The sequence below is a fragment of the Vibrio sp. M260121 genome, assembly GCF_036533715.1.
Taxonomy (GTDB): Bacteria; Pseudomonadota; Gammaproteobacteria; order Enterobacterales; family Vibrionaceae; genus Vibrio.
Genome location: NZ_JATABF010000030.1, coordinates 51,105 through 72,286 on the forward strand (window position 1 = coordinate 51,105; position 21,182 = coordinate 72,286).

Here is a 21,182-nt window from a genome sequence, read left to right on the forward strand (position 1 = left end):
CACGTTTGGAGCCAGAAGTATACCGATTCTAAGCAATTAGGCGAGCTTAAACTTGCCCACTAGCGCTTCCAGCTCTTGAACTTTACGGTTCAGACCTTCTACGCTTTGCGAGCTGTCATTCGCCAATTGTAATGAACGGTTTGAGATATCGCTGATCGAAGTAATGTCAGCCGCAATTTCTTTCGTCACTGCAGTTTGCTCTTCCGCTGCCGTCGCGATTGAGTTCACCATGCTTTGAACATGCGCCGCACCAGAAACGATTTCTTCCAATGAGTTCACCGCACCCGAGCTTTGACTCACGCCAATTTCAACCAAACGACAGCCATCTTCCGTGTAAGTCACGGCCTCTTGAGTACCGACTTGAATAGCTTGGATGATCTCACCAACTTCTTGTGTTGCCTTTGTTGTGCGTTCAGCCAGAGCGCGTACTTCATCTGCAACCACAGCAAAACCACGACCAAACTCACCTGCACGTGCTGCTTCAATCGCCGCGTTCAATGCCAACAAGTTTGTCTGCTCTGCGATATCTTCAATCACTTTGATAACCGCGCCGATCTTCTCACCATGAGAGCCTAGACTGTTCATCTGCACCGACATATCCGACATCTGCTGAGATACCTGTTGAATGCTTTCCACCATCTCTACAATCACGGTGCGACCTTGTTCAGCGGTTGATTCCGACTTGCGTGCTTCTTCAAACGTCGCAGCACCTTGCTCGGCAACTTGAGAAATGGTCAAGCTCAGCTCTTCTGCCGCAGTCGCAATCAAGTTTGCTTTATCAGATTGGCTGCTAGCACCAGACACAATATCTTGGCTCACAACGGAAAGCTCACCGGTAACAGATTTCACCTCTTCTGACACGAGCGAAATCGAACCAATAAGACTCGTCAAAGACGCTTGCATCTTATTTAGTGACGTCGCGAGGTTAGCCAGCTCATCACCCGATTTATCCTCAATCGGATCGACGGTTAAATCCCCCTCTGCAACGCGCTGTGCTAATTCATCTAACTTACTCAAACGGTTGGTGATTGAGTTCGACAATAAGTACGCAATCACACCTGTTGCAATCAAAGCGATCGAACCCAACACAGAAATCGTCAGCTCAATACTGTTAAACGAATCAGAAAGATCGAGTAATGCCTCACTGGTGCTTTGGCGACCATCGAGTGATGCGGCATCCAGAATGGATTCAAGTGGTGCTAGATTCGCATCATAAAGTGAGCGAAGGCGAGCAACGTTCTCCTCAGCATTTTCCAAACCGAGGTTGGTCAGAACTTGTGATTCAAAGTCACGGGTAAAGTTACTCATGTAACGCTCGGCTTTTTCAACGTTACGGTAATCTTCACCACCCACCGTTTCTAAGCGTTTAACTTCGGCAATAGCGGCAGAAAACTCCTTTTTATTAACTTGATACTCAGCTTGGGCCCCTGCAACACCAACGATACTACCCAACGCATCGCGATAAACATCGCCAGCTTCATCGATCAAAATAAGATACTGCACTGTTTCAGGAGCGTCGTCCGTTCTCACCTCGTCAGCCACTTCGTGCGAGTTTAATACCTCTAGCATGATAATCCCGGTCATCACTAGCATGATTGCCAAAATGGCACCAAAACTCGCGTACAGTTTTTTACGAACAGACATTGTCACTAATAACCTTCCTTACTCTGATTTCTTATTTCTAACTTAGTTAATCCACATATTTACACATGCTTTGTAAGGGTTATCGGAACGAACTTATGCAACTTGAGTACAAACTTTTGTGATCCACCTCACCCTGCGAGCTATCTCACAATTAATACCCATTATTGATATTAATTCCATCAATCCTATAAATAATGAATATAAAAAAGCGGGAGTCTATGAAGACTCCCGCTTATTAATTTTCGAATTTGGCTGATTGCTGTTCGCTTATAGCTTCTTAGAGAAGATACCCGCTAGAGCAATGATGCCGATACCTAGTAGCATGATTTCGCCCTTACCGCTGTCGAAACCAGACTTGATACCCATGAAGGCTACGATAGCGATAGCAACTGGGATTACGTATTTCACTAGGTTGTACCAAAGACCAAATAGTGGGAACGATACTTTACCGTCGTTCGTGATCTCTTTCTCAAGGTCAGCACGGTTTAGACGCCAGCCTGCGAAGATACATACCAACATACCGCCAACTGCTAGGAAGATCTTATCCGTTAGTAGGTCGAAGATATCAAATGCGCCCGTACCGAATAGTGTTGGACCAACACCACCCAGTGATAGCGATGCGAACACACACAGTGTCGCCATTACAACACTTGCAGAGATAACCGCTGTTGAACGCTTCAGACCTTTCTCATCGATTAGGTAAGAAACCACAACCTCGAGTAGAGATACTGAAGACGTCAGTGCCGCTACTGTTAGACCGATGAAGAACATCAGAGCAAATAGAAGACCAATTACGCCGCCCATTTCAGCAAACAGTTGAGGTACAACTACGAATACCAGACCTGGACCTGCTGCTGGCTCCATACCGAATGCGAACATTGCTGGGAACATTGCTACACCCGCTAGGATTGCAACACCCGTGTCCATTGCCGTAACCATACCAGTTGTTTGAACTAGGTTCTCTTTCTTCTTCAGGTAAGAACCGTAAGTCATCATACAACCCATACCTAGGCTTAGAGAGAAGAATGCCTGACCTAGCGCCGCTAGAACGACATTGCTGTCTACTTTCGAGAAGTCTGGCATGAATAGGAACTCAAGACCTGCCATTGCGCCCGGTAGCATCAAACCTTTCACTGATACAACGATCAGGATAAGGAATAGAAGAGGCATTAGGATTTTACCCGCTTTCTCGATACCGCCAGAAATACCCTTCATTACGATAACGATGTTTAGGAACAGGTAAACACCCATCCACATTAGCGGTTGAACTGGATCAGAAATGAATCCGCCGAAGCTGTCACCAATGGCTTCAGGAGCATTTAGTAGGCCACCACCTACTTTAAAGATGTACGCTAGCGCCCAGCCACCTACTACAGGGTAGAAACCCATGATCAGTAGACCACTTAGTACGCCGATAACACCCGTAAATGTCCAACGACGGTCAGTAGATTTGAAAGCACCTACTGCTGAAAGACCTGTCTTACGACCAATAGCGAATTCAGTAAGCATTACGCTAAAGCCGATAAAAATAACAAATAGAAGGTAGATTGCAACGAACGCACCGCCGCCGCTCTCACCAGCTGTGTAAGGGAATTTCCATATATTGCCTAAACCGACAGCGGAACCCGCTGCTGCCATTACGAAGCCTAGTTTAGACCCCCACGTATCACGTGGTGCTGCTGTATTTGTAGCCACGCTTTTTCTCCAAAATGTATTGTTGTGTTTGCATAGAGATAGGCGTCTAGAATATGTTCGTGTAAAAAATAATGTACACTTTATAAGATGTTTGTATGACGCTCTATGTATGGCAAGTAAAGCAGTTTCAATTTAAAATTGGAACCCCGATCAGCACATTTATCGCACAAATGTATCATTGTTCACGCTAAATGCTGCTTTTTTGCGCAAAAGTTAAAGTTTCATCCAACTTTTCACACCTCAGTAACACAAACCCCCGTTATAAAATTCATTTCACAACACAAAATCACTTATCCGTGATGGTATGAAAATAGTTTCCCGTTCCGGCATTTACGCTTAATATCCATATTGGGCTTATTACTTTTGGCGTATATGGACAAGTTCTATCACTTTATCACCCTCGCTGGCATCGGGCTTTACTGGTTTCTCGTTGCTGGTGTTACTATTCGCGTCGTTTTAAAGCGTCGTGCTGTTAGCGTCTCACTTGCATGGCTGATGATCATCTACATCCTGCCAGTGCTAGGTGTTGCCTGTTATTTCTTATTTGGCGAGCTTAACCTTGGCCGAAAACGTGCAGAACGGGCCAAAGTGATGTTCACACCGTTCCAACAATGGTTCACTCAGTTAAATGATTGTAACGCACATGTTCCAGAAGCAATGGGGCGTCATATCTACCGCATTGATGAATTGTGTAACAACCGTTTGGGCCTTCCAGCTCTGAGTGGCAACACGCTTTCGCTTCAACAGTCACCGGATGAGATCCTTCACTCCATTATTAAAGACATCGAAAACGCGCAACACAGCATCCGCATGGTGTTCTACATTTGGCATCCGGGCGGCTTAGCCGATTCTGTTGCTTCTGCATTGATTCAAGCTGCAAAGCGTGGCGTGGATGTTAAGCTGCTGCTCGACTCAGCTGGTAGCCCGCGCTTCTTCCGCAGTCCTTGGTACAAGATGATGAAAGATGCGGGCATCGATGTGGTGCAAGCATTAGAAGTAAAGATGTGGCGTATTTTCCTGCGCCGTTTGGACTTGCGTCAGCATCGTAAGATCATCGTTATTGATGACGAGATAGCCTATACAGGTTCTATGAACTTGGTCGATCCTGCTTTCTTTAAACAAAGCAGCGGAGTCGGTCAGTGGATTGATATCATGGTGCGTATTACTGGCCCGACAGTGAACGTATTGAGTGCTATCCACTGTTGGGATTGGGAAGTAGAAACTGGCGAGCGCCAGCTACCGACTCACCCTGAATGCCGAGTCGATAATGATGAATTTCAACACCCGATTCAAGTCGTACCATCAGGTCCGGGTATGCCGGAGTACTTGATTTACCAAGTGTTAACCTTGGCAATCAACCAAGCGAATCGTTCTGTGAGGATCACGACACCTTACTTTGTTCCAAGTTCTGACCTACTTGAAACATTGAAGATGACCGCACAACGAGGCATTGATGTAGAGCTTATCATTCCTCATAAAAACGACTCCATGATGGTGCAATGGGCATCACGTGCCTTCTACAGTGAGCTGATGGCAGCGGGTGTGAAAATCTATGAGTTCTATGGTGGCTTGCTGCACACTAAGTCCGTCGTTATTGATGAGCAATTCTGTTTGGTTGGCACGGTAAACATGGATATGCGCAGTTTATGGCTGAACTTTGAAGTGACGCTTGCGGTAGATGATGAAGAGTTCACCAAACAAATGTCATCACTACAAGACGCTTACGTCCAACAGTCACATACAGTCGACAAAGAAGAGTGGGCAAAGCGCAGTATCTTCTCCCGCTTTTTAGAGCGCGTTTTCTATCTATTTAACCCATTACTGTAATAAATAAGATAAAGCCGCTAAATCTCAATAAAACCGACAGATTCATGCTGTCGGTTTTCTTTTTTACGCCCTATACCACTGTTTTTTGAGTGATGCTCGGACAAGTCGTTTCATTTCTATTTTTCCCTTGCAAACCACCCTTGCTCCATGTTTTAAATATTGAAAATCGTAATTTAGACAGGGAATTTTTATGTCAGAAGGCAAAAAGACCAAACTCGTCACCGCTGGTCGTGACAAGAAGTGGACTAACGGTGTGGTTAACCCACCAGTTCAGCGAGCTTCCACCATCGTGTTTGATACCGTTGCAGAAAAAAACCAAGCGATGATCAATCGCACCAACAAAACTCTGTTCTACGGGCGTCGCGGCACAAACACACACTTTGCCTTTCAAGATGCCATGGTTGAAGTGGAAGGCGGTGCGGGCTGTGCCCTTTACCCATGTGGTACCGCTGCAATTTCTAATGCGATCCTGTCTTTTATTGAGACGGGCGATCACATCTTGATGGTTGATACCTGTTACGAACCGACCCGCGACTTCTGCGACACCATCATGAAGAAGATGGGCGTCGAAACGACTTACTTTGATCCTATGATTGGTGAAGGTATTCGCGATCTTATTCAACCGAATACCAAAATCCTTTTCCTAGAGTCTCCTGGCTCAATCACAATGGAAGTGATGGACGTGCCAACGATGGCAAGCATCGCCCATGAGCGTGAAATCATCGTGATGCTGGATAATACTTGGGGCGCGGGCGTGAACTTCTCCCCATTTGATCACGGCGTCGATATCTCTATCCAGGCAGCAACCAAGTACATTGTTGGTCACTCTGATGTGATGTTGGGAACAGCGGTTGCTTCTGAGAAATACTGGGACCAATTACGTGAGCAAAGCTACCTGATGGGTCAATGCGTTTCTCCTGACGATGCATACCTTGGCCTGCGCGGTATTCGTACTTTGGATGTTCGCTTACGCCAGCATGCAGAGAACAGCCTGAAAGTCGCGCAGTGGCTGGCAAGCCGCCCTGAAGTCGATCACGTTCGTCACCCTGCCCTAGAAAGCTGCCCTGGTCATGAGTTCTTTAAGCGCGACTTTACCGGTGGTAATGGCTTGTTCTCATTCGTATTGAAAAGCTCGTACCCGAAAGCAACCACAGCATTCTTGGATGGCATGAAACACTTCAGTATGGGTTACTCATGGGGTGGTTTTGAGAGTTTGATTTTAGCTAATGAGCCAAAGAGCTTTAATAGTTTGCGCACAGTGGCGAATCCGAACTTCGAAGGGACACTTGTCCGCCTGCACATCGGTCTTGAAGATGTTGAAGATCTCATTGCCGATCTTGAAGCTGGCTTCGAGCGTTACAACGCACTCGTACTCGAAAAAGAAGCGTCTTACTAAGTTCCTTCAGATTAGGGTCTGTTGACCTTTTGCGGTTAAATTTTGTTCGGATGGGGACGCCTAGTCAAAAGCGTTTTAATCGCGGCGAGAGGTTTGTAGCCTAGTTATTCTAAGCAAAATCCTCTCAACAAAGAGTAAAACGCTTTTAGCCGAACCCTTTGGGCAGCGTTTGTGGCTCCTTTCTACTGCGTTATCGGCTTATCAGGTAGGGCAACTACATTTCAAAGCCTCTGCCTTGTATAAAGAACCCACAAACTGCTGTAAAAATCAGCTCAAAAGGTCAACAGACCCTAGATATAAACGCCCTAATTTTAGGGCGTTTTAATACTTGCCTACTTTACATGGGCAACCGACGATGTGGTCATCGACCATACCCACTGCTTGCATGAAGGCGTAGCAGATCGTCTCGCCCACAAACTTAAAGCCTTTCTTTTTAAGGAACTTACTCATCGCTTTGGACTGTTCTGTCGATACTGGTACTTGGCTCATGTCTGTCCAATGATTCACTATAGGTTTACCATCAACAAACTGCCATAGAGCATTAGATAGGCTGCCGTATTCTTCGATTAATTGCTTTGCCGCTTTAGCGTTGCTAAATACCGAGTTGATTTTGCCACGATGCTTAACTACGTCGAAGTTTTCAACGATGAACTCAGTACGTACTTCATCACGTTGAATGAGCTTATCTAAGTCATAATTTTCGAATGCTTGGCGATAGCCTTCTCGCTTTTTCAAAATCGTAATCCAACTTAAACCGGCTTGCGCGCCCTCTAACGTGATGAACTCAAACAACACGTTATCGTCATAAACGGGTACACCCCACTCTGCATCATGATATTCACGCTCAAGTGGATGGTTCACCGCCCATGCACACGTATTTTGTTCCATATTCAATCCTTATAAAAACGCCCCTGACGTTAGCCAGAGGCGCTTTAGAACGTTACTTAAACTCAGCCGTTATTTTGGCACTGCCACCCTGTGGAATAGACGATACAACACTGGAACGACAATTAGTGTCAGTACGGTCGCAAAACCCAAACCAAACATGATGGTTACGGCCATCGGTTTAAAGAAGATATCCGGTAGTAGTGGAATCATACCTAGAATCGTAGTGATGGCAGCCATACATACAGGACGAACACGACTGACCGCTGCATCCACAACTGCGTCGTACGCTTCTTTACCCGACTTCATTTCAATCTCAATCTGATCAAGCAGTACGATACCATTTTTCAGCACCATACCTGATAAGCTCAAGAAGCCTAGCAATGCCATAAAGCCAAATGGCGTATTCAGGGCGAGTAGACCGGTTGTTACACCGATCAATGCCAGAGGCACCGTTAGCCAAACAATCAATGGCTCTTTGATTGAGTTAAACAAGAAGATAGTAATCAAGAACATGAACAGGTAGCCCATCGGCATCGTCGTAAACAATGACGCCTTGGCATCGCCTGATGATTCATATTCTCCACCCCACTCTAGCGAGTAACCCGGTGGCATTTCGATGGCTTCAATCGCTGGCTGTAGACGTTTTTGCAGTGTTGCTGCCGTCTCTTCACCTAAGATATCCGGATCTGCCATCACCGTTAGCATGCGCTTACGGTTCTTACGAACAATAATTGGGTCTTCCCAACGCATATCGTAGCCCATGGTCACCTGTTGTAGAGGAATAAATTCACTCTGCGCAGGACTCCAAATCTTCATACCTTCGATGTTACGAATGTCGATACGCTCATCTTCAGGTAGTCGCGCAACGATTGGCATTAGTGTGGTGCCATCGCGGTATAGACCGATCGTCATGCCCGAGAACGACATAGATAGGAAATCATCAACGTCAGACTTGGTGATGCCGTAACGACGAGCTTGGCTCTCGTTAAATTGAGGCTCTAGCACTTGTGTACGTTCACGCCAGTCATGACGGATGTTAGTCGCACCAGGATCGGCGTACATTACGTCCATCACTTGCGCTGCGATAGTACGAAGCACAGTAGGATCAGAACCAATGATACGCGCTTCGATCTTCGCACCGCCACCAGGACCCAATTCAATTTGCTTTAACTTGTAGTTAATTTCTGGGTAGTTGGTTTTGATGTGCTCTCTAAAGCGATCCATTAATGGCGCTAAGGCTTCATAGTTCTCAACACGCGTGGTGATCTCACCGTAAGCTGCGTAGCTTTTCTCTGGCGCATAAGTCAGCATGAAACGCTGCAAGCCTTTACCAGCCGTTGTGGTAATGTGATCAACGTGATCTTGCTCAGCAAGCCAACCTTCCAGCTCTTTCAGCGTGTCATTCGTCGCTCGAATATCTGTCCCTTCAGGCAGCCACACATCCAATTGGAAAATAGGCGTGGTTGAAGATGGGAAGAAGGCTTGTTTAACGTAGGTAAACCCGTAGACACTTGCCGCCAGTCCCGCAACCAACACAACAACAGTGAACCATGCGCGGCGCATACAGAAGCTCAAGAACTTCTTGTACATGACAAACACAATGCCATTGTATGGGTCATTGTCTTCGCCTTCACCACTCTTAATTTTCTGGCCTTTGAAGAAGATGTCCGCAAAGAATGGCGTTAACGAGATTGCAGTGAACCAACTCAGCATGAGCGAGATAAGCAGTACCGTAAACAAGGTACCACAGTACTCACCCGTCGAGTCTTCAGACAATCCGATCGGTGCAAATGCAGTTACCGCGATAACCGTCGCACCCAATAGTGGCCACTTGGTTTGCGTGACAATGTCTGTTGCAGCTTGCAGTCTCGTTCGCCCTTTTTGGGTGCCTATCAATATCCCTTCCACGACCACGATGGCGTTATCCACCAGCATACCCAGTGCGATAACCAGAGCACCCAAAGAGATCCGCTGTAGGTCGATGGCTAAGTACTTCATGAAAATGAAGGTACCTAATACGGTCAACAACAAGATCAAACCAATCAGCAAACCAGAGCGCAAACCCATAAAGAAGAGTAGAACAACAATTACGATACCAACCGCTTGTGCCAAGCTGATAACGAAACCACTGACCGACTTGTCCACTTCTTTCGGTTGGTTGTAGATCTCTGAAATCTCAACGCCAACGGGTTGCTGGTACTTCAGCTCTGCAACACGACGGTCAAATGCTTTGCCCACTTCAACAACGTTCACACCCTGAGCAAAGGAAACACCCAAGTTCAGCGCCAATTGGCCGTTATAGTTGATGATGTTGGTTGGGACATCGACGTAGCCACGTTTAATTTCGGCAACGTCTTTCAAAAAGATAAGCCCTTGTGCACCCGACTCGGTCAACAATAGATCGCCAAGCTCATCAACACTTTGGAACTCACCAGTTGGTTGAATGCGTATGTATTCGTCACCAATTCTTATCGCACCGGCGTCAGAAACGACGTTTTGGGTCGACAGTAAGTTAAAGACGGTATTTGGAGAAAGACCAAGACTGCTTAGCTTCTTCATCGAAATTTCAATGAAGACTTGCTCTTGTTGTTGGCCTGAAACCGAAACCTTACTCACCCCATCAACCAGTTCAAGCTCACGCCTTAAATAGTCAACATAGTCGAGCAGTTCTTTATAGCTGTAGCCATCACCAGTGACCGCAAGCAAGATCCCATATACATCACCAAAGTCATCAATGACCGACGGTTCGTTTACTCCCGGCGGTAATGAGCCTTTTAGATCGTTGACCTTACGGCGTAACTCATCCCATATTTGCGGCAAGTCATCTGGACCATAGTTGTTTTTCATGGTCACAGTGATTTGTGATAAACCACGGCTAGAAATCGAGTTAACTTCATCCACATAAGTGAGCTGCTGGATGGCTTTTTCCAGTGGATAAGTCACCTCTTCCTCTACCTGTTGCGGGGTTGCACCAGGGTAAGAAGTCACCACCATTGCATCTTTGATCGTAAAGGCCGGATCTTCTAGGCGACCTAAACCAAAGAAGGCAGAGACACCACCAATCAAAAAGATCAGCGATACCATCCAACTGATTACACGGTTACGAATGAAATACGCCGCGATGCCCGTTACGTTTTCATCATCATCTTTTTGAGGCACAACATTGTTTTGTTCACTCATTGAGTTGCCTCCTGCTTAACCACTTCCACTTTCATGCCATCTCTTAATCGGGAAACACCGGCGACAACCACTTTGTCGTCAAGCTCTAGGCCATCGAGAATCTGTACCGAGGTCTGCGACGCTTTGCCAGCGCGGACTTGCTTACGAGTCACCGTATTGTCGTCATTCAAGACCCAAACAAACTTGTTCTCGCGACTCAAGTCATCACCATCAGCATTGAAGATCGCCTCAATTGGCACGTTGATGCCGATATTGAGATCGAGACCTGTTTTCTCATCTTTTGATGTTACATCCACTGCCATACCGTCAAGGATGTATTCATCTTCCGGCATTGGCAGCGACAGCGTCACGGTAAACGTGCCAGTGTCTGGATCAGGCTGTGTTGTAAACTCTTTGATATGCGCTTCATATTCGTTACCACTCGGTACACGAACCACGGCATTGATACCCGATAAAAGCTCTTCTGTCGGAGGCTGGTTCACATACAAACGATCTGGGAGCTGAATCAGAACCTCAACGCGGTCCACACTGTGAATATTCACAATGTATTGACCAACTTGAATGTTCTCAAACTGATCGACGTTTACGCGAGAGATGATGCCGTCAACTGGCGCTTTCAGCTCCGTAAATGACAAACGCAGTTTTGCAAGCTCCAGTTCCGCGAGTGCAATTTGGCGTTGTGCTGCAATTTCATCAAATTGAGATTTTGCCAATAAACCTTTTTTCACTAGAGGCGCAGAACGGCGATATTGACTGTCTACGACAGAAAAACGCGCCGATGCGTTATCGACATCCAGTTGGTAATCGGTTGGGTCTAGCGTGGCAATCACGTCACCTTTAATGACCTTGTCGCCCTCTTTGACTAATACGCGACTTACCTCTCCCGCTACACGGAAACTCAGATGTGAACGATCAGCAGCGTTCGCTACAGCGGGAAAATACAAGTTGTCATCAACCTTTTTTCCTTCCAAGGAAGCAACGCGAACACGAGGGGTTTCTAATTCTCTTTCCGGCCCTTTATCACCACAGCCAGCAAGTAATATCGCCGCACATAGAGTGGTTAAAGCTAAGACTCCTTTCATATTACAATCCTCGCTCCTTCACCCACTCACGAACCTTAATACCCGGCTCAATGACATTCACGCCAGATACGATGATTTGGTCACCATCATCCAAGCCCGCCTCAATTTGTTGTTCCTCATTTAGAGTGACAGACGCTTTTTCGACAATGCCTTGGTCAGTGACTCGCCAAACGCACGTCTTACCATCTTCAGTGAAGATCGCTGAACTCGGGATTCTTGTTGCGCCCGCATTTTCAGACACTAAATGTACGTTCCCAGACATACCAGGCAAGATACCTACCCCTTCAGGGCGTGCCATTACCATGGTGACTTTATAACTGCCGGTTTTTGGGTCCGCTTCAGTATCAATTTCTTGGAAAGTCAGCTCAAACGACTGCTCAGGAAACGCATCAAACGTCATCGTCGCGTACGCATTGGCTCCTTGAGTAAATTTACTCAGCAAGTGGTCTGGTAGCTGGAACTGCACTTTCATCACTTGATTGGTTTGAATGTTCATGACGCCTTCTTTCGCCGCCACGTATTCATGATTTTCAGCAGGAAGATAAGAAATTGTGCCGTCATAAGGGGCAACAAGTTTAGTGTATCTCAGGTTCGCTTTAGCCTGATTCCACTGTGCTTTTGCCGAGTTGTGATTGGCTTTTGCTGCGTCGAAATCTTGCTCGGAAACCACTTGCTCTTTACGAAGCTTTTTCGAACGTTCGTATTGAACATCCGCTAAGGTGTAATTCGCGCGAGCTTGTTTTTCTAGGAGTGAGTACTCGTCAGGGTTGAGTACGGCAAGTACATCGCCTTTGTTAACCATTTGTCCAGCATTCACTTCTATTGATTGAAGTAAACCTGGCACTCGGAATGCGAGTACTGCTCGGTCGCCGGCTTCTGTGGTGGCAGGAAAATGTCTTTCAAACTGAGCATTGCCTACAGAGACCGTGAAGAGTTTGGCGGGCCGAGATTCGGGTTCTGGGACTGGTGGTAGCTCTTTTCCACATCCAGAGAGAACCGTCATGACAGCGATTGGAATGAGCGCTTTTCTCATGTTAATTCATCCATTTAAGATCCATTCCTTTTAAGGTAGATGAATTTACACCATTCTTCTAGAGTAGAGCGGGCTATTTTTTCTTTAAAATGAGTAATTTGAGACAATAAAGCAGGCCGATGCCTGCTTTATCAATCAAGTCATAATTAATTATCAGAGCTTATTAAACTCTCTGTTTACGCGATATGCGTCGGAAGTGACATACGCTTCCATACTACGGATTTTGCCATCGAGGCGGCCTAAATCGCTTTCTAAAACACTCAGCAGTTGGTCAGGACTTTGCCCTTTCTGCCAAGGTTTACTTTTCAGCGTGTGCTCTTGACGAGACTTAATGTTTTCAGTGTAGGTCACCGGCTGCTTTTCTAGCATGAAGGTCATCGCAATATAGGCCAACAAGACTAGGAAAGTACCACCCAACAAAGCGGCGGAAATCACAACGATACGAATCAACCAAACTTCCGCGCCAAAGTAGTTTGCGACTCCGGCACACACGCCGGAGATCTTGCCATTTACTGGGTCACGATACAGTTCTCGTTTAATCATACTTACGTCTCCACGTTGGGGATTCTGAGTCTAGGATACGCTCCAATGTTTCAACTCGAGACTGCATCGCTTCCGCTTTTTCAGACAGTACCTGAAGGCGCTCAAGATCTTGGCTCGACAGTGCACTATCTGCTTTGCGTTTGCTGCGATAGTGTAAGAAGAGCCATAGTGGAGCGACAAAGATTAAAAAGACAATCAATGGTCCAGTAATAAAAAATGTCGACATAAATGGCTCCTTTCTTATTTATCGTTCGATGACATCTGTTCTTTCAGTTTTGCCAACTCTTTTTCAATTTCGTCTTGTGCTTGTAGCTCAGCAAACTCTTGGTCTAGCGACTTTGCATTACCCGTTTTCGCGTATAGATCCGCTTCCGCTTCCATCTCGTCAATCTTACGAGAGTATTGCTCGAACTTTGCCATCGCTTCGTTTGTACGGCCTGCGTGAAGTTGCTTTTGTACATCACGACGGTTAGATGCCGTTTGGTTACGAATCGCTAGCGCTTGCTGCTTCGCGCGAGTTTCTGTGATTTTTGCTTCTAGCTTACCGATTTCGCCTGTTAGCTTCTCGATCGTTTCTTCTACAAGTGTTTGTTCAGTGTGAAGACCTTTAATCACTTGCTCTAGCTTTTGCTTTTCAATCAGAGCAGCACGCGCCAAATCTTCACGCTCTTTCACGAGTGCTAGGCTTGCTTTTTGGCCCCACTCAGTGATTTGCTCTTCTAGTGCTTCTACTTTGCGAGCCAACTCTTTTTTGTCTGCAATCGCTTTCGCCGAGTTAGTACGCACTTCTACAAGTGTGTCTTCCATTTCTTGGATGATAAGACGGATCATTTTTTCAGGATCTTCCGCCTTGTCTAGCAATGCACTGATGTTTGAGTTAACGATATCTGCAAAACGAGAAAAAATACCCATAACGGAACTCCTCTTTTTTCCTATTAAAACTCGACAAGGTGGTGATTCACCTTGTGTCTCCCTTTACATATAACAAGTAGCGTGCCAACTTTTATTGTCTATATTAAACAATAACTTACGCATTTTGTTGTTGTTGCATACCGTTATGCTATGATGGTTTTTACCAACTGTTGGTAAATTTCACCAACTTCAATACTGTAAATCTTGGCCAGACAGAAAATAAGAAGGATTTTATGAAGCAGAACCTCATTGGTGAATCGCCCGCCTTTCTCGCCGTATTAGATAAAGTATCACAACTTGCGCCGATTGAGCGTCCCGTTCTTATTATTGGGGAGCGAGGCACAGGTAAAGAGCTCATCGCGCAACGTTTACACTATTTATCAAAGCGTTGGGATAAGCCACTGCTTTCTCTAAACTGTGCGACATTAAGCGAGGGTTTGATTGACTCAGAGCTGTTTGGTCACGAATCGGGGTCATTTACAGGGTCGAAAGGTAAACATAAAGGCCGCTTTGAACGCGCCGAAGGTGGCACCTTGTTCCTTGATGAATTAGCGACCGCGCCACTCCTCGTTCAAGAAAAACTCCTACGTGTGATTGAATATGGCGAATACGAGCGCGTTGGTGGACACACTGCATTAACTGCAGACGTTCGCTTGGTTTGTGCAACCAATGCTGATTTACCAAAACTGGCAGAGCAAGGGGATTTCCGTGCGGATTTGCTCGACCGTTTGGCCTTTGATGTCATTATGCTTCCGCCACTGAGGGAGCGAAAAGAAGACATCCTTTCCCTTGCCGAGCATTACGCGATCAAGATGTGTCGTGAATTGCAGTTAGAATACTTTGTTGGCTTTACGGAAGAGGCACAACAGTCACTGCTCGATTACGAATGGCCGGGCAACGTTCGTGAATTAAAGAATGTGATTGAACGAGCAATCTATCGTCACGGCCTCAATTCAGATCCTATCGAACACCTTATCTTCAACCCATTTCAAACGGGTTGGGATAACTCGCTCGGCCACACTGCCGCTCAGGAAGAAACCGAGACAACAGAGGCCACTCCGCACTCCGCAATCCACTTCCCTCTGGACTACAAGCAATGGCAAGAAGATCAAGATATTGAACTGCTCAACCGAGCACTAGAAGAAGCGAAGTTTAACCAACGCCAAGCCGCAGAATTATTGGGGTTAAGCTACCACCAGCTTAGAGGTATGGTCAGAAAATATGGCTTAGTCGGTCAAGGATAATTGCCACATGCCCTCTCACTCGAGTAATGGCTAACTATACTGAAGGAAAACAAGCGGTTTTAGTAAACGCGAGTGTTTTACACAAATTCGTGAGCAATTTGAGAGGCAAATAAGGTCAACAACCAGACAATGATACGGTAATTTGATCTAACACCCCGCGACTCAACGATTTTATGTTTGGAGCGAGTTGGCAAAGGTGATAAATTAGCGAGATCATTTTCGCTTGTCATCCTTGAAGCAAAAAGCTGAGGGAGCAAGCAAAGTCCAATGACCATTTCATATTATGAAAGCTTTTATAAGACTATCGCTGAGCCTGATTGGTATTAGCTTACTCACCGCATGTGGTGATGAAATCGATCACAATGATATTCGAGAGAATGGCTTTGTGTTTTGTGGGCAAGGTAAGCCAACCACGTTTAACCCTCAGCTCATTGACAGCGGCATCACTGCCGAAGCACTTAGCCCTCAGCTGTACGATACGCTGCTCACACTTGATCCCAAAACCCATCAACCCGTTGCAAATCTTGCAGAAAATTGGTCCGTTAATGAAGAAGGCACCGAATACACGTTTAGTCTTAAACAGGGTGTCCAGTTTCAAAAGACAGCATGGTTTACACCTACCCGGCCTTTTAATGCACAAGATGTGGTATTCAGCTTCAAGCGAATCATTGATGTAGACCATCCGTTTCACGACGTCGGTGGTGGTTTTTATCCATGGTTTGCAGGTTTGGATTTCCAAAACTTGGTGAAAGATGTTGTCGCTGTGGATAACAACACAGTGAAGTTTGTGCTCTCTCAACCTAATTTTGCCTTTTTAGCCAATATTGCGACCAGTCATGCCGTGCTACTTTCTGCCGAATATGGCCAGCAACTCGCAGCAAAAGATGAGAAAGAACAGATCGATATTTTACCTATCGGTACTGGTCCTTTCCAACTCAAAGAGTACCAAGTGAACGACTTGATTCGTCTTGAGCGCCATCCTAAATATTGGAAGTCGCCAGCCAAGATGGAACAGGTGGTGTTCGACATTTCTCACCGCGGTACTGGCACGCTCGCTAAACTGCTTAGAAACGAGTGTGATGTGCTTGCATCACCAATTTCGAGTCAGATTCCAATCATTCAAGAAACGGAAGAGCTAGAGTTAACCGCAACGCCTGCTAATAACGTCTCATTTATCGCGATTAACACTGAACACCCAGCTCTGCGCGATGCTCGTGTTCGCCAAGCATTGAACCTAGCGATCAACCGCCAGAACATTCTTGATTCAGTGTATTACGGCACTGGCACTCAAGCTTACACCCTACTTCCACCTAACTCTTGGGCTTACCAAAAAGACAGCGTGAAAATACGTTATGACCGTAATTATGCTCTAGCCCTTCTTCGAGAGGCGGGTTACGAGAAAGGTCTGCAACTGACTATGTGGGTGCCATTGGAACCACGCGCCTTTAACCCAAGTCCGCGTAAGACCGCAGAGCTGATTCAAGCAAACTTCGCAGACATTGGCGTCGAGTTACGACTGCTGACCGATGACCGCTTTGAACGTACCCAACTGGAAAACATCAATGATGTAGACTTGCTGCTCACCGGATGGATTGGTGATACAGGCGATCCGGATAACTTCTTCCGCCCTCTGCTGTCTTGTGAATCAGAACGCGTTGGTTTGAACGTTTCGATGTGGTGTAACGATGATTTCGACTTCTTGTTGGATCTTGCACTAGAAACTCAACAGCAACGTTACCGCTTGAACCTATATCGCCAAGCGCAGAATATTCTCAATGAAGAATTCCCAGTTATTCCATTGGCTCACGGCGTTCAATTCCGTGTCCACGACAAATCGCTGAAAGGTTTTAAATCGAGCCCTTTCAATGCACAACCTTTTGATAGAGTTGAGAGAATCCATTAATGTTTTGGTACGCCGTAAGACGTCTTAATCTATTTGTCATCACTTTGATGATTCTCACGTTAGTGGGCTTTTCGCTATTGCGTTTGGATCCGAGTTCTCATTGGGCAAACGTTGAATTTTGGTCAGGTTGGCAAAGCTACCTTGTTGAGCTTTCACAGCTCAATTTTGGTATCAGCAAAAACGGAAATCCAATTTACGATGAGTTAGCCATTGTCTTCCCTGCAACACTCGAGTTGTGTTTCTTTGCCTTTGTCGTTTCATTGCTTATCGGTATTCCTCTGGGCACGATTGCAGGCATGAAACAGGGTAAATGGTTAGATACCAGCATCTCATTTATCTCTATGTCTGGTTACTCGGCGCCTATCTTCTGGGTTGCGCTGATGTTGATCATGATGTTCTCGTTGCAGTATCACGTGTTCCCCGTTGCTGGCCGCTATGACTTACTGTACGAGATTGACCACGTAACGGGTTTCGCGATCATTGATGCATTCATGGCAAAAGGTGAATACCGAGCACACGCGCTGCAAAGTGTTATCGAACACATGATCTTGCCATGTTTAGTATTAGCGCTTGCTCCTACTACCCAAGTTATCGGCTTAATGCGCGCATCAGTGGCAGAAGTGATGAGCCAAAACTACATTCGTGCTGCGCGAATCAAAGGTTTATCCAACCGCGAGATCGTGACACAACACGTGCTACGTAACGCCATTCCGCCTATTGTTCCAAAAGTTGGTGTTCAGCTTTCTAGCATGATCACGCTAGCGATCATTACTGAATCTATCTTCAACTGGCCGGGTATTGGTCGTTGGTTGTTGGATGCACTTTCAAATCAAGATTACGCTTCTATTCAAGCAGGCGTAATGGTGCTAGCAACCCTTGTTTTAACTGCCAACATCCTCTCGGATTTGATTGGTGCCATGATTAACCCTCTGGTGAGAAAGGAATGGTATGCTAACAAATAACGTTTATCAGGAAGAGCGCATTCCAACTCAGTTCGAACGATTCTGGCGTAGCTATCGTGCCAACAGCTTGGCAATGTTTGGCTTGTGGTGCCTGATTTTCATCATCCTGATCACCATCTTTGCGCCATTACTTGCGCCTTATGATCCACAAGCTCAATCGGGCGAACTACTTGTGCCTCCATCATGGGCACCAGCAGGCGCCGTGGACTACTTTCTTGGCACAGACGATTTGGGTCGTGACATCCTTTCGCGTCTGATTATGGGTTCTCAGCTGACATTCGGTGCAGCCGTCGCCATAACGGTCATTGCTGGTTTGATTGGCTGTTTTATCGGTGTTTTGGCAGGCATGACTAAAGGTCTGTTATCGAGTACTTTGAACCACTTGCTCGATACCGTAATGTCGATCCCATCTCTACTACTGGCTATCATCTTCGTGGCTTTCCTTGGCTTTGGTGAGTTCAATATCCTTCTGGCTATCTGCTTGGCTTTGATTCCGCGCTTTATTCGCTCGGTGTACATCGCGGTCCATACGGAAGTAGAAAAAGACTACATCATGGCGGCTCGCCTAGATGGTGCCAATGACTTCTACTTACTGTGGAACTCGATTCTGCCAAACGTACTCACTGTTATCGCAGCAGAAATCACACTGGCACTATCTGTAGCAATTTTAGATATCACAGCACTAGGCTTCCTTGGTTTGGGTGCTCAAGCACCAAGTACTGAATGGGGCGCAATCCTTGGCGACTCCGTTGAGCTGATTTACATCGCACCATGGACCGTGACGCTACCGGGTCTCACCATTATGTTTACCGTGGTTGTTCTAAACTTAGTGGGTGAAGGTGTACGCCAAGCGCTCAATGCGGGGATCGAATAATGCCGTTACTAGATATTCGACATTTAACCATTGAAATTGAAACACCATCGGGCCTAGTGAAAGCCGTAGACCGTATGAGCATTACCCTAAACGAAGGGGAAATACGCGGCCTAGTGGGTGAATCTGGATCAGGTAAAAGTCTCGTAGCCAAAGCAATTGTTGGCGTTTGTAAAGACAACTGGAAAGTCACCGCGGACCGAATGCGCCTCGGTAACATCGACTTACTTCAATTGACGCCGAAAGAGCGCCGACGAGTGATTGCGCGTGACATCGCGATGATCTTCCAAGAGCCTTCAACCTGTTTAGATCCTTCTGAAGAAGTAGGACGTCAGTTGATCGAATCGATCCCTTCTCGCTCTTTTGAGGGCAAATGGTGGGAGCGATTCAAATGGCGTAAGAAGCAGGCGATTGCCCTGCTCCACAAAGTCGGTATCAAAGATCACAAACGTTTGATGGGCAGCTACCCATACGAACTGACAGACGGTGAATGTCAAAAAGTCATGATCGCAATGGCGATTGCAACCAAGCCGAAAATCTTGATTGCCGACGAGCCAACCAACGACCTTGACCCTATTACCCAGTCACAGATTTTGCGTTTGTTGAGCCGAATGAACCAGCTTAACAACACCACGATTGTGTTGATTGGGCACGACTTGACCACGATTACTCAATGGGCGAATCGTATTACGGTAATGTACTGCGGCCAGTCGGTTGAGTCTGCCGATACAGAAAAACTGATTGCGGCTCCAAAACACCCGTATACCGCAGCACTACTCAAAGCGATGCCAGACTTTAATGACTGGATCCCTCATAAGCAGAAACTTCAATCGTTGCCGGGTTCCATCCCTCCTTTGCAGCACTTACCAATCGGTTGTCGATTAGGGCCGCGTTGTCCTTATGCGCAAAGACAATGTGTAGAGATTCCACACACTAAGCGTATTAAGAATCACAAATTTAGCTGTCACTTCCCATTGAACACGGAGAAACATTCATGAGTGCGTTGCTTGAAGTCGATAACCTATCGAAACAGTTTGTCACGCGCTCTGGTCTGTTCAAACGCACAGTCAAGGAAGCGGTAAAACCGGTTAGCTTTACTCTAGAGCCGGGTCAAACCATTGGCTTTATCGGTCAAAACGGTTCAGGTAAATCAACCCTAGCACGTATGCTTGCTGGTGTGGTTGAGCCAAGCTCTGGCGAGATTCGCGTGAATGGTGAACGTCTAGAGCACAAAGATTATTCGACGCGCTGTAAGCTGATTCGTATGATTTTCCAAGATCCAAACACCTCTTTGAACCCGCGCATTCAGATTGGCCGCATTTTGGAAGGTCCGTTAAAACGAAACACTAACATGCCGCCGGATGCACGTATGAAGCGTGTAAAAGATACTCTGTTGCGCGTAGGTTTGCTGCCAGAGCATGCTTATTTCTATCCGCAAATGCTTGCAGCAGGTCAGAAGCAGCGTGTTTGTCTTGCTCGTGCTCTTATCCTGCAACCTTCCATCATCGTTGCTGATGAGGCACTAAACGGTCTAGACATGGCGATGCGCTCTCAGATCATCAACTTATTCTTAGAGTTACAAGAAGAGATGGGCTTATCGTTTGTTTACGTGTCTCAGCATATTGGCATCGTGAAACACATTACCGACAAAGTAATGGTGATGCATGAAGGCGAAGTGGTGGAATTTGGTGAGACAAACCAAGTGCTGACCAACCCAGAGCATGCGATTACTCAGCGATTGGTAGAGAGCCACTTCTACAAAGCGCCAAACCACTAAAGATTGAGCGAGTAATACGTTTCAAGTATTCACTTCCTAAAAAAGCTTCCTCTAAAAACAACAAAGCCTGCATCAACGCCTGTCTCTTATACACAAATCCCCAAGCTTGTAGCTTGGGGATTTTTTTTGAACTCTTTAACGTGTGTGCGATCTGATCACTTACTATTCCTCACTGAAACACTAAGATGACATATTCAGACGCTAAACTTTGGGCACAAGAACAAT

General features: G+C 46.2%; 17 protein-coding genes. 8 read left to right on the forward strand and 9 right to left on the reverse strand.

The features are described from left to right. Nucleotides 1–36: 36 nt before the first annotated feature. Nucleotides 37–1,650, reverse strand: coding sequence for a methyl-accepting chemotaxis protein (locus QTO06_RS16220; protein WP_331408936.1), 1,614 nt, complete (start codon nt 1,648–1,650; stop codon nt 37–39). A gap of 261 nt (nt 1,651–1,911) precedes the next feature. Beyond that, nucleotides 1,912–3,339, reverse strand: coding sequence for a sodium-dependent transporter (locus tag QTO06_RS16225; protein WP_331408937.1), 1,428 nt, complete (start codon nt 3,337–3,339; stop codon nt 1,912–1,914). Between the two features lie 372 nt (nt 3,340–3,711). On the opposite strand from QTO06_RS16225, the gene cls reads away from it, so the two are divergent. Together cls and QTO06_RS16235 are read left to right on the forward strand one after the other, a co-directional pair. After that, on the forward strand, nt 3,712–5,166 hold the full coding sequence (cls, locus tag QTO06_RS16230; RefSeq protein ID WP_050910411.1) for a cardiolipin synthase: 1,455 nt from the start codon (nt 3,712–3,714) through the stop codon (nt 5,164–5,166). Between the two features lie 190 nt (nt 5,167–5,356). Then, nucleotides 5,357–6,562, forward strand: a complete 1,206-nt coding sequence (locus tag QTO06_RS16235; protein ID WP_331408938.1) for a cystathionine beta-lyase — start codon at nt 5,357–5,359, stop codon at nt 6,560–6,562. Between the two features lie 321 nt (nt 6,563–6,883). On the opposite strand, the gene QTO06_RS16240 is transcribed toward QTO06_RS16235, so the two are convergent. The 7 genes from QTO06_RS16240 to pspA all read right to left on the reverse strand — a co-directional run bounded on the left by QTO06_RS16240 (nt 6,884) and on the right by pspA (nt 14,200). Then, entirely contained in the window at nt 6,884–7,450 is a 567-nt protein-coding gene (locus tag QTO06_RS16240) for a DNA-3-methyladenine glycosylase I (protein ID WP_331408940.1), read from the reverse strand. A gap of 69 nt (nt 7,451–7,519) precedes the next feature. Then, complete coding sequence (vmeI, locus tag QTO06_RS16245) at nt 7,520–10,630, reverse strand: efflux RND transporter permease subunit VmeI (protein WP_331408941.1); 3,111 nt, start codon at nt 10,628–10,630, stop codon at nt 7,520–7,522. Further along, entirely contained in the window at nt 10,627–11,712 is a 1,086-nt protein-coding gene (locus tag QTO06_RS16250) for an efflux RND transporter periplasmic adaptor subunit (RefSeq protein ID WP_331408942.1), read from the reverse strand. The genes vmeI and QTO06_RS16250 overlap by 4 nt, the downstream gene beginning before the upstream one ends. 1 nt (nt 11,713) lies before the next feature. Further along, complete coding sequence (locus QTO06_RS16255; protein WP_331408943.1) at nt 11,714–12,745, reverse strand: efflux RND transporter periplasmic adaptor subunit; 1,032 nt, start codon at nt 12,743–12,745, stop codon at nt 11,714–11,716. Between the two features lie 153 nt (nt 12,746–12,898). After that, the gene (gene pspC / locus QTO06_RS16260) at nt 12,899–13,288 is read right to left on the reverse strand and encodes an envelope stress response membrane protein PspC (protein WP_331408944.1); all 390 of its coding nucleotides are present in this window, start codon (nt 13,286–13,288) and stop codon (nt 12,899–12,901) included. Beyond that, nucleotides 13,281–13,514: an envelope stress response membrane protein PspB gene (gene pspB, locus QTO06_RS16265; protein ID WP_005425720.1), complete on the reverse strand. Its 234-nt coding sequence runs from the start codon at nt 13,512–13,514 to the stop codon at nt 13,281–13,283. Before pspB ends, pspC begins: the two co-directional genes overlap by 8 nt. 14 nt (nt 13,515–13,528) lie before the next feature. Further along, the gene (pspA, locus tag QTO06_RS16270; RefSeq protein ID WP_005425704.1) at nt 13,529–14,200 is read right to left on the reverse strand and encodes a phage shock protein PspA; all 672 of its coding nucleotides are present in this window, start codon (nt 14,198–14,200) and stop codon (nt 13,529–13,531) included. A 233-nt stretch (nt 14,201–14,433) separates the two neighbouring features. Here pspA and pspF point away from each other — a divergent pair, with 233 nt between their 5' ends. The 6 genes from pspF to QTO06_RS16300 all read left to right on the forward strand — a co-directional run bounded on the left by pspF (nt 14,434) and on the right by QTO06_RS16300 (nt 20,957). Further along, a complete protein-coding gene (gene pspF, locus QTO06_RS16275; RefSeq protein WP_005425749.1) occupies nt 14,434–15,444 on the forward strand; it encodes a phage shock protein operon transcriptional activator in 1,011 nt (336 codons plus the stop codon). 283 nt (nt 15,445–15,727) lie between these two features. Further along, entirely contained in the window at nt 15,728–17,347 is a 1,620-nt protein-coding gene (gene sapA / locus QTO06_RS16280) for an ABC transporter substrate-binding protein SapA (RefSeq protein WP_331408945.1), read from the forward strand. Continuing rightward, nucleotides 17,347–18,309, forward strand: coding sequence for an ABC transporter permease (locus tag QTO06_RS16285; RefSeq protein ID WP_005529314.1), 963 nt, complete (start codon nt 17,347–17,349; stop codon nt 18,307–18,309). The genes sapA and QTO06_RS16285 overlap by 1 nt, the downstream gene beginning before the upstream one ends. Beyond that, complete coding sequence (locus QTO06_RS16290) at nt 18,296–19,183, forward strand: ABC transporter permease subunit (protein WP_005529315.1); 888 nt, start codon at nt 18,296–18,298, stop codon at nt 19,181–19,183. The genes QTO06_RS16285 and QTO06_RS16290 overlap by 14 nt, the downstream gene beginning before the upstream one ends. Further along, nucleotides 19,183–20,178, forward strand: coding sequence for a peptide ABC transporter ATP-binding protein (locus QTO06_RS16295; RefSeq protein ID WP_039842531.1), 996 nt, complete (start codon nt 19,183–19,185; stop codon nt 20,176–20,178). Before QTO06_RS16290 ends, QTO06_RS16295 begins: the two co-directional genes overlap by 1 nt. Beyond that, nucleotides 20,175–20,957, forward strand: a complete 783-nt coding sequence (locus tag QTO06_RS16300) for a peptide ABC transporter ATP-binding protein (protein ID WP_005437261.1) — start codon at nt 20,175–20,177, stop codon at nt 20,955–20,957. The genes QTO06_RS16295 and QTO06_RS16300 overlap by 4 nt, the downstream gene beginning before the upstream one ends. Nucleotides 20,958–21,182 lie beyond the last annotated feature (225 nt).

Excerpts from the sequence above, each read along its gene's own strand:
- QTO06_RS16240 (WP_331408940.1), bottom strand. The coding sequence starts at position 7,450 with ATGGAACAAAATACGTGTGCATGGGCGGTGAACCATCCACTTGAGCGT.
- vmeI (WP_331408941.1), bottom strand. The coding sequence starts at position 10,630 with ATGAGTGAACAAAACAATGTTGTGCCTCAAAAAGATGATGATGAAAAC.
- QTO06_RS16235 (WP_331408938.1), top strand. The coding sequence starts at position 5,357 with ATGTCAGAAGGCAAAAAGACCAAACTCGTCACCGCTGGTCGTGACAAG.
- QTO06_RS16290 (WP_005529315.1), top strand. The coding sequence starts at position 18,296 with ATGCTAACAAATAACGTTTATCAGGAAGAGCGCATTCCAACTCAGTTC.
- pspB (WP_005425720.1), bottom strand. The coding sequence starts at position 13,514 with ATGTCGACATTTTTTATTACTGGACCATTGATTGTCTTTTTAATCTTT.
- pspA (WP_005425704.1), bottom strand. The coding sequence starts at position 14,200 with ATGGGTATTTTTTCTCGTTTTGCAGATATCGTTAACTCAAACATCAGT.
- QTO06_RS16285 (WP_005529314.1), top strand. The coding sequence starts at position 17,347 with ATGTTTTGGTACGCCGTAAGACGTCTTAATCTATTTGTCATCACTTTG.
- pspC (WP_331408944.1), bottom strand. The coding sequence starts at position 13,288 with ATGATTAAACGAGAACTGTATCGTGACCCAGTAAATGGCAAGATCTCC.
- QTO06_RS16300 (WP_005437261.1), top strand. The coding sequence starts at position 20,175 with ATGAGTGCGTTGCTTGAAGTCGATAACCTATCGAAACAGTTTGTCACG.
- QTO06_RS16295 (WP_039842531.1), top strand. The coding sequence starts at position 19,183 with ATGCCGTTACTAGATATTCGACATTTAACCATTGAAATTGAAACACCA.
- pspF (WP_005425749.1), top strand. The coding sequence starts at position 14,434 with ATGAAGCAGAACCTCATTGGTGAATCGCCCGCCTTTCTCGCCGTATTA.
- sapA (WP_331408945.1), top strand. The coding sequence starts at position 15,728 with ATGAAAGCTTTTATAAGACTATCGCTGAGCCTGATTGGTATTAGCTTA.
- QTO06_RS16250 (WP_331408942.1), bottom strand. The coding sequence starts at position 11,712 with ATGAAAGGAGTCTTAGCTTTAACCACTCTATGTGCGGCGATATTACTT.
- cls (WP_050910411.1), top strand. The coding sequence starts at position 3,712 with ATGGACAAGTTCTATCACTTTATCACCCTCGCTGGCATCGGGCTTTAC.
- QTO06_RS16255 (WP_331408943.1), bottom strand. The coding sequence starts at position 12,745 with ATGAGAAAAGCGCTCATTCCAATCGCTGTCATGACGGTTCTCTCTGGA.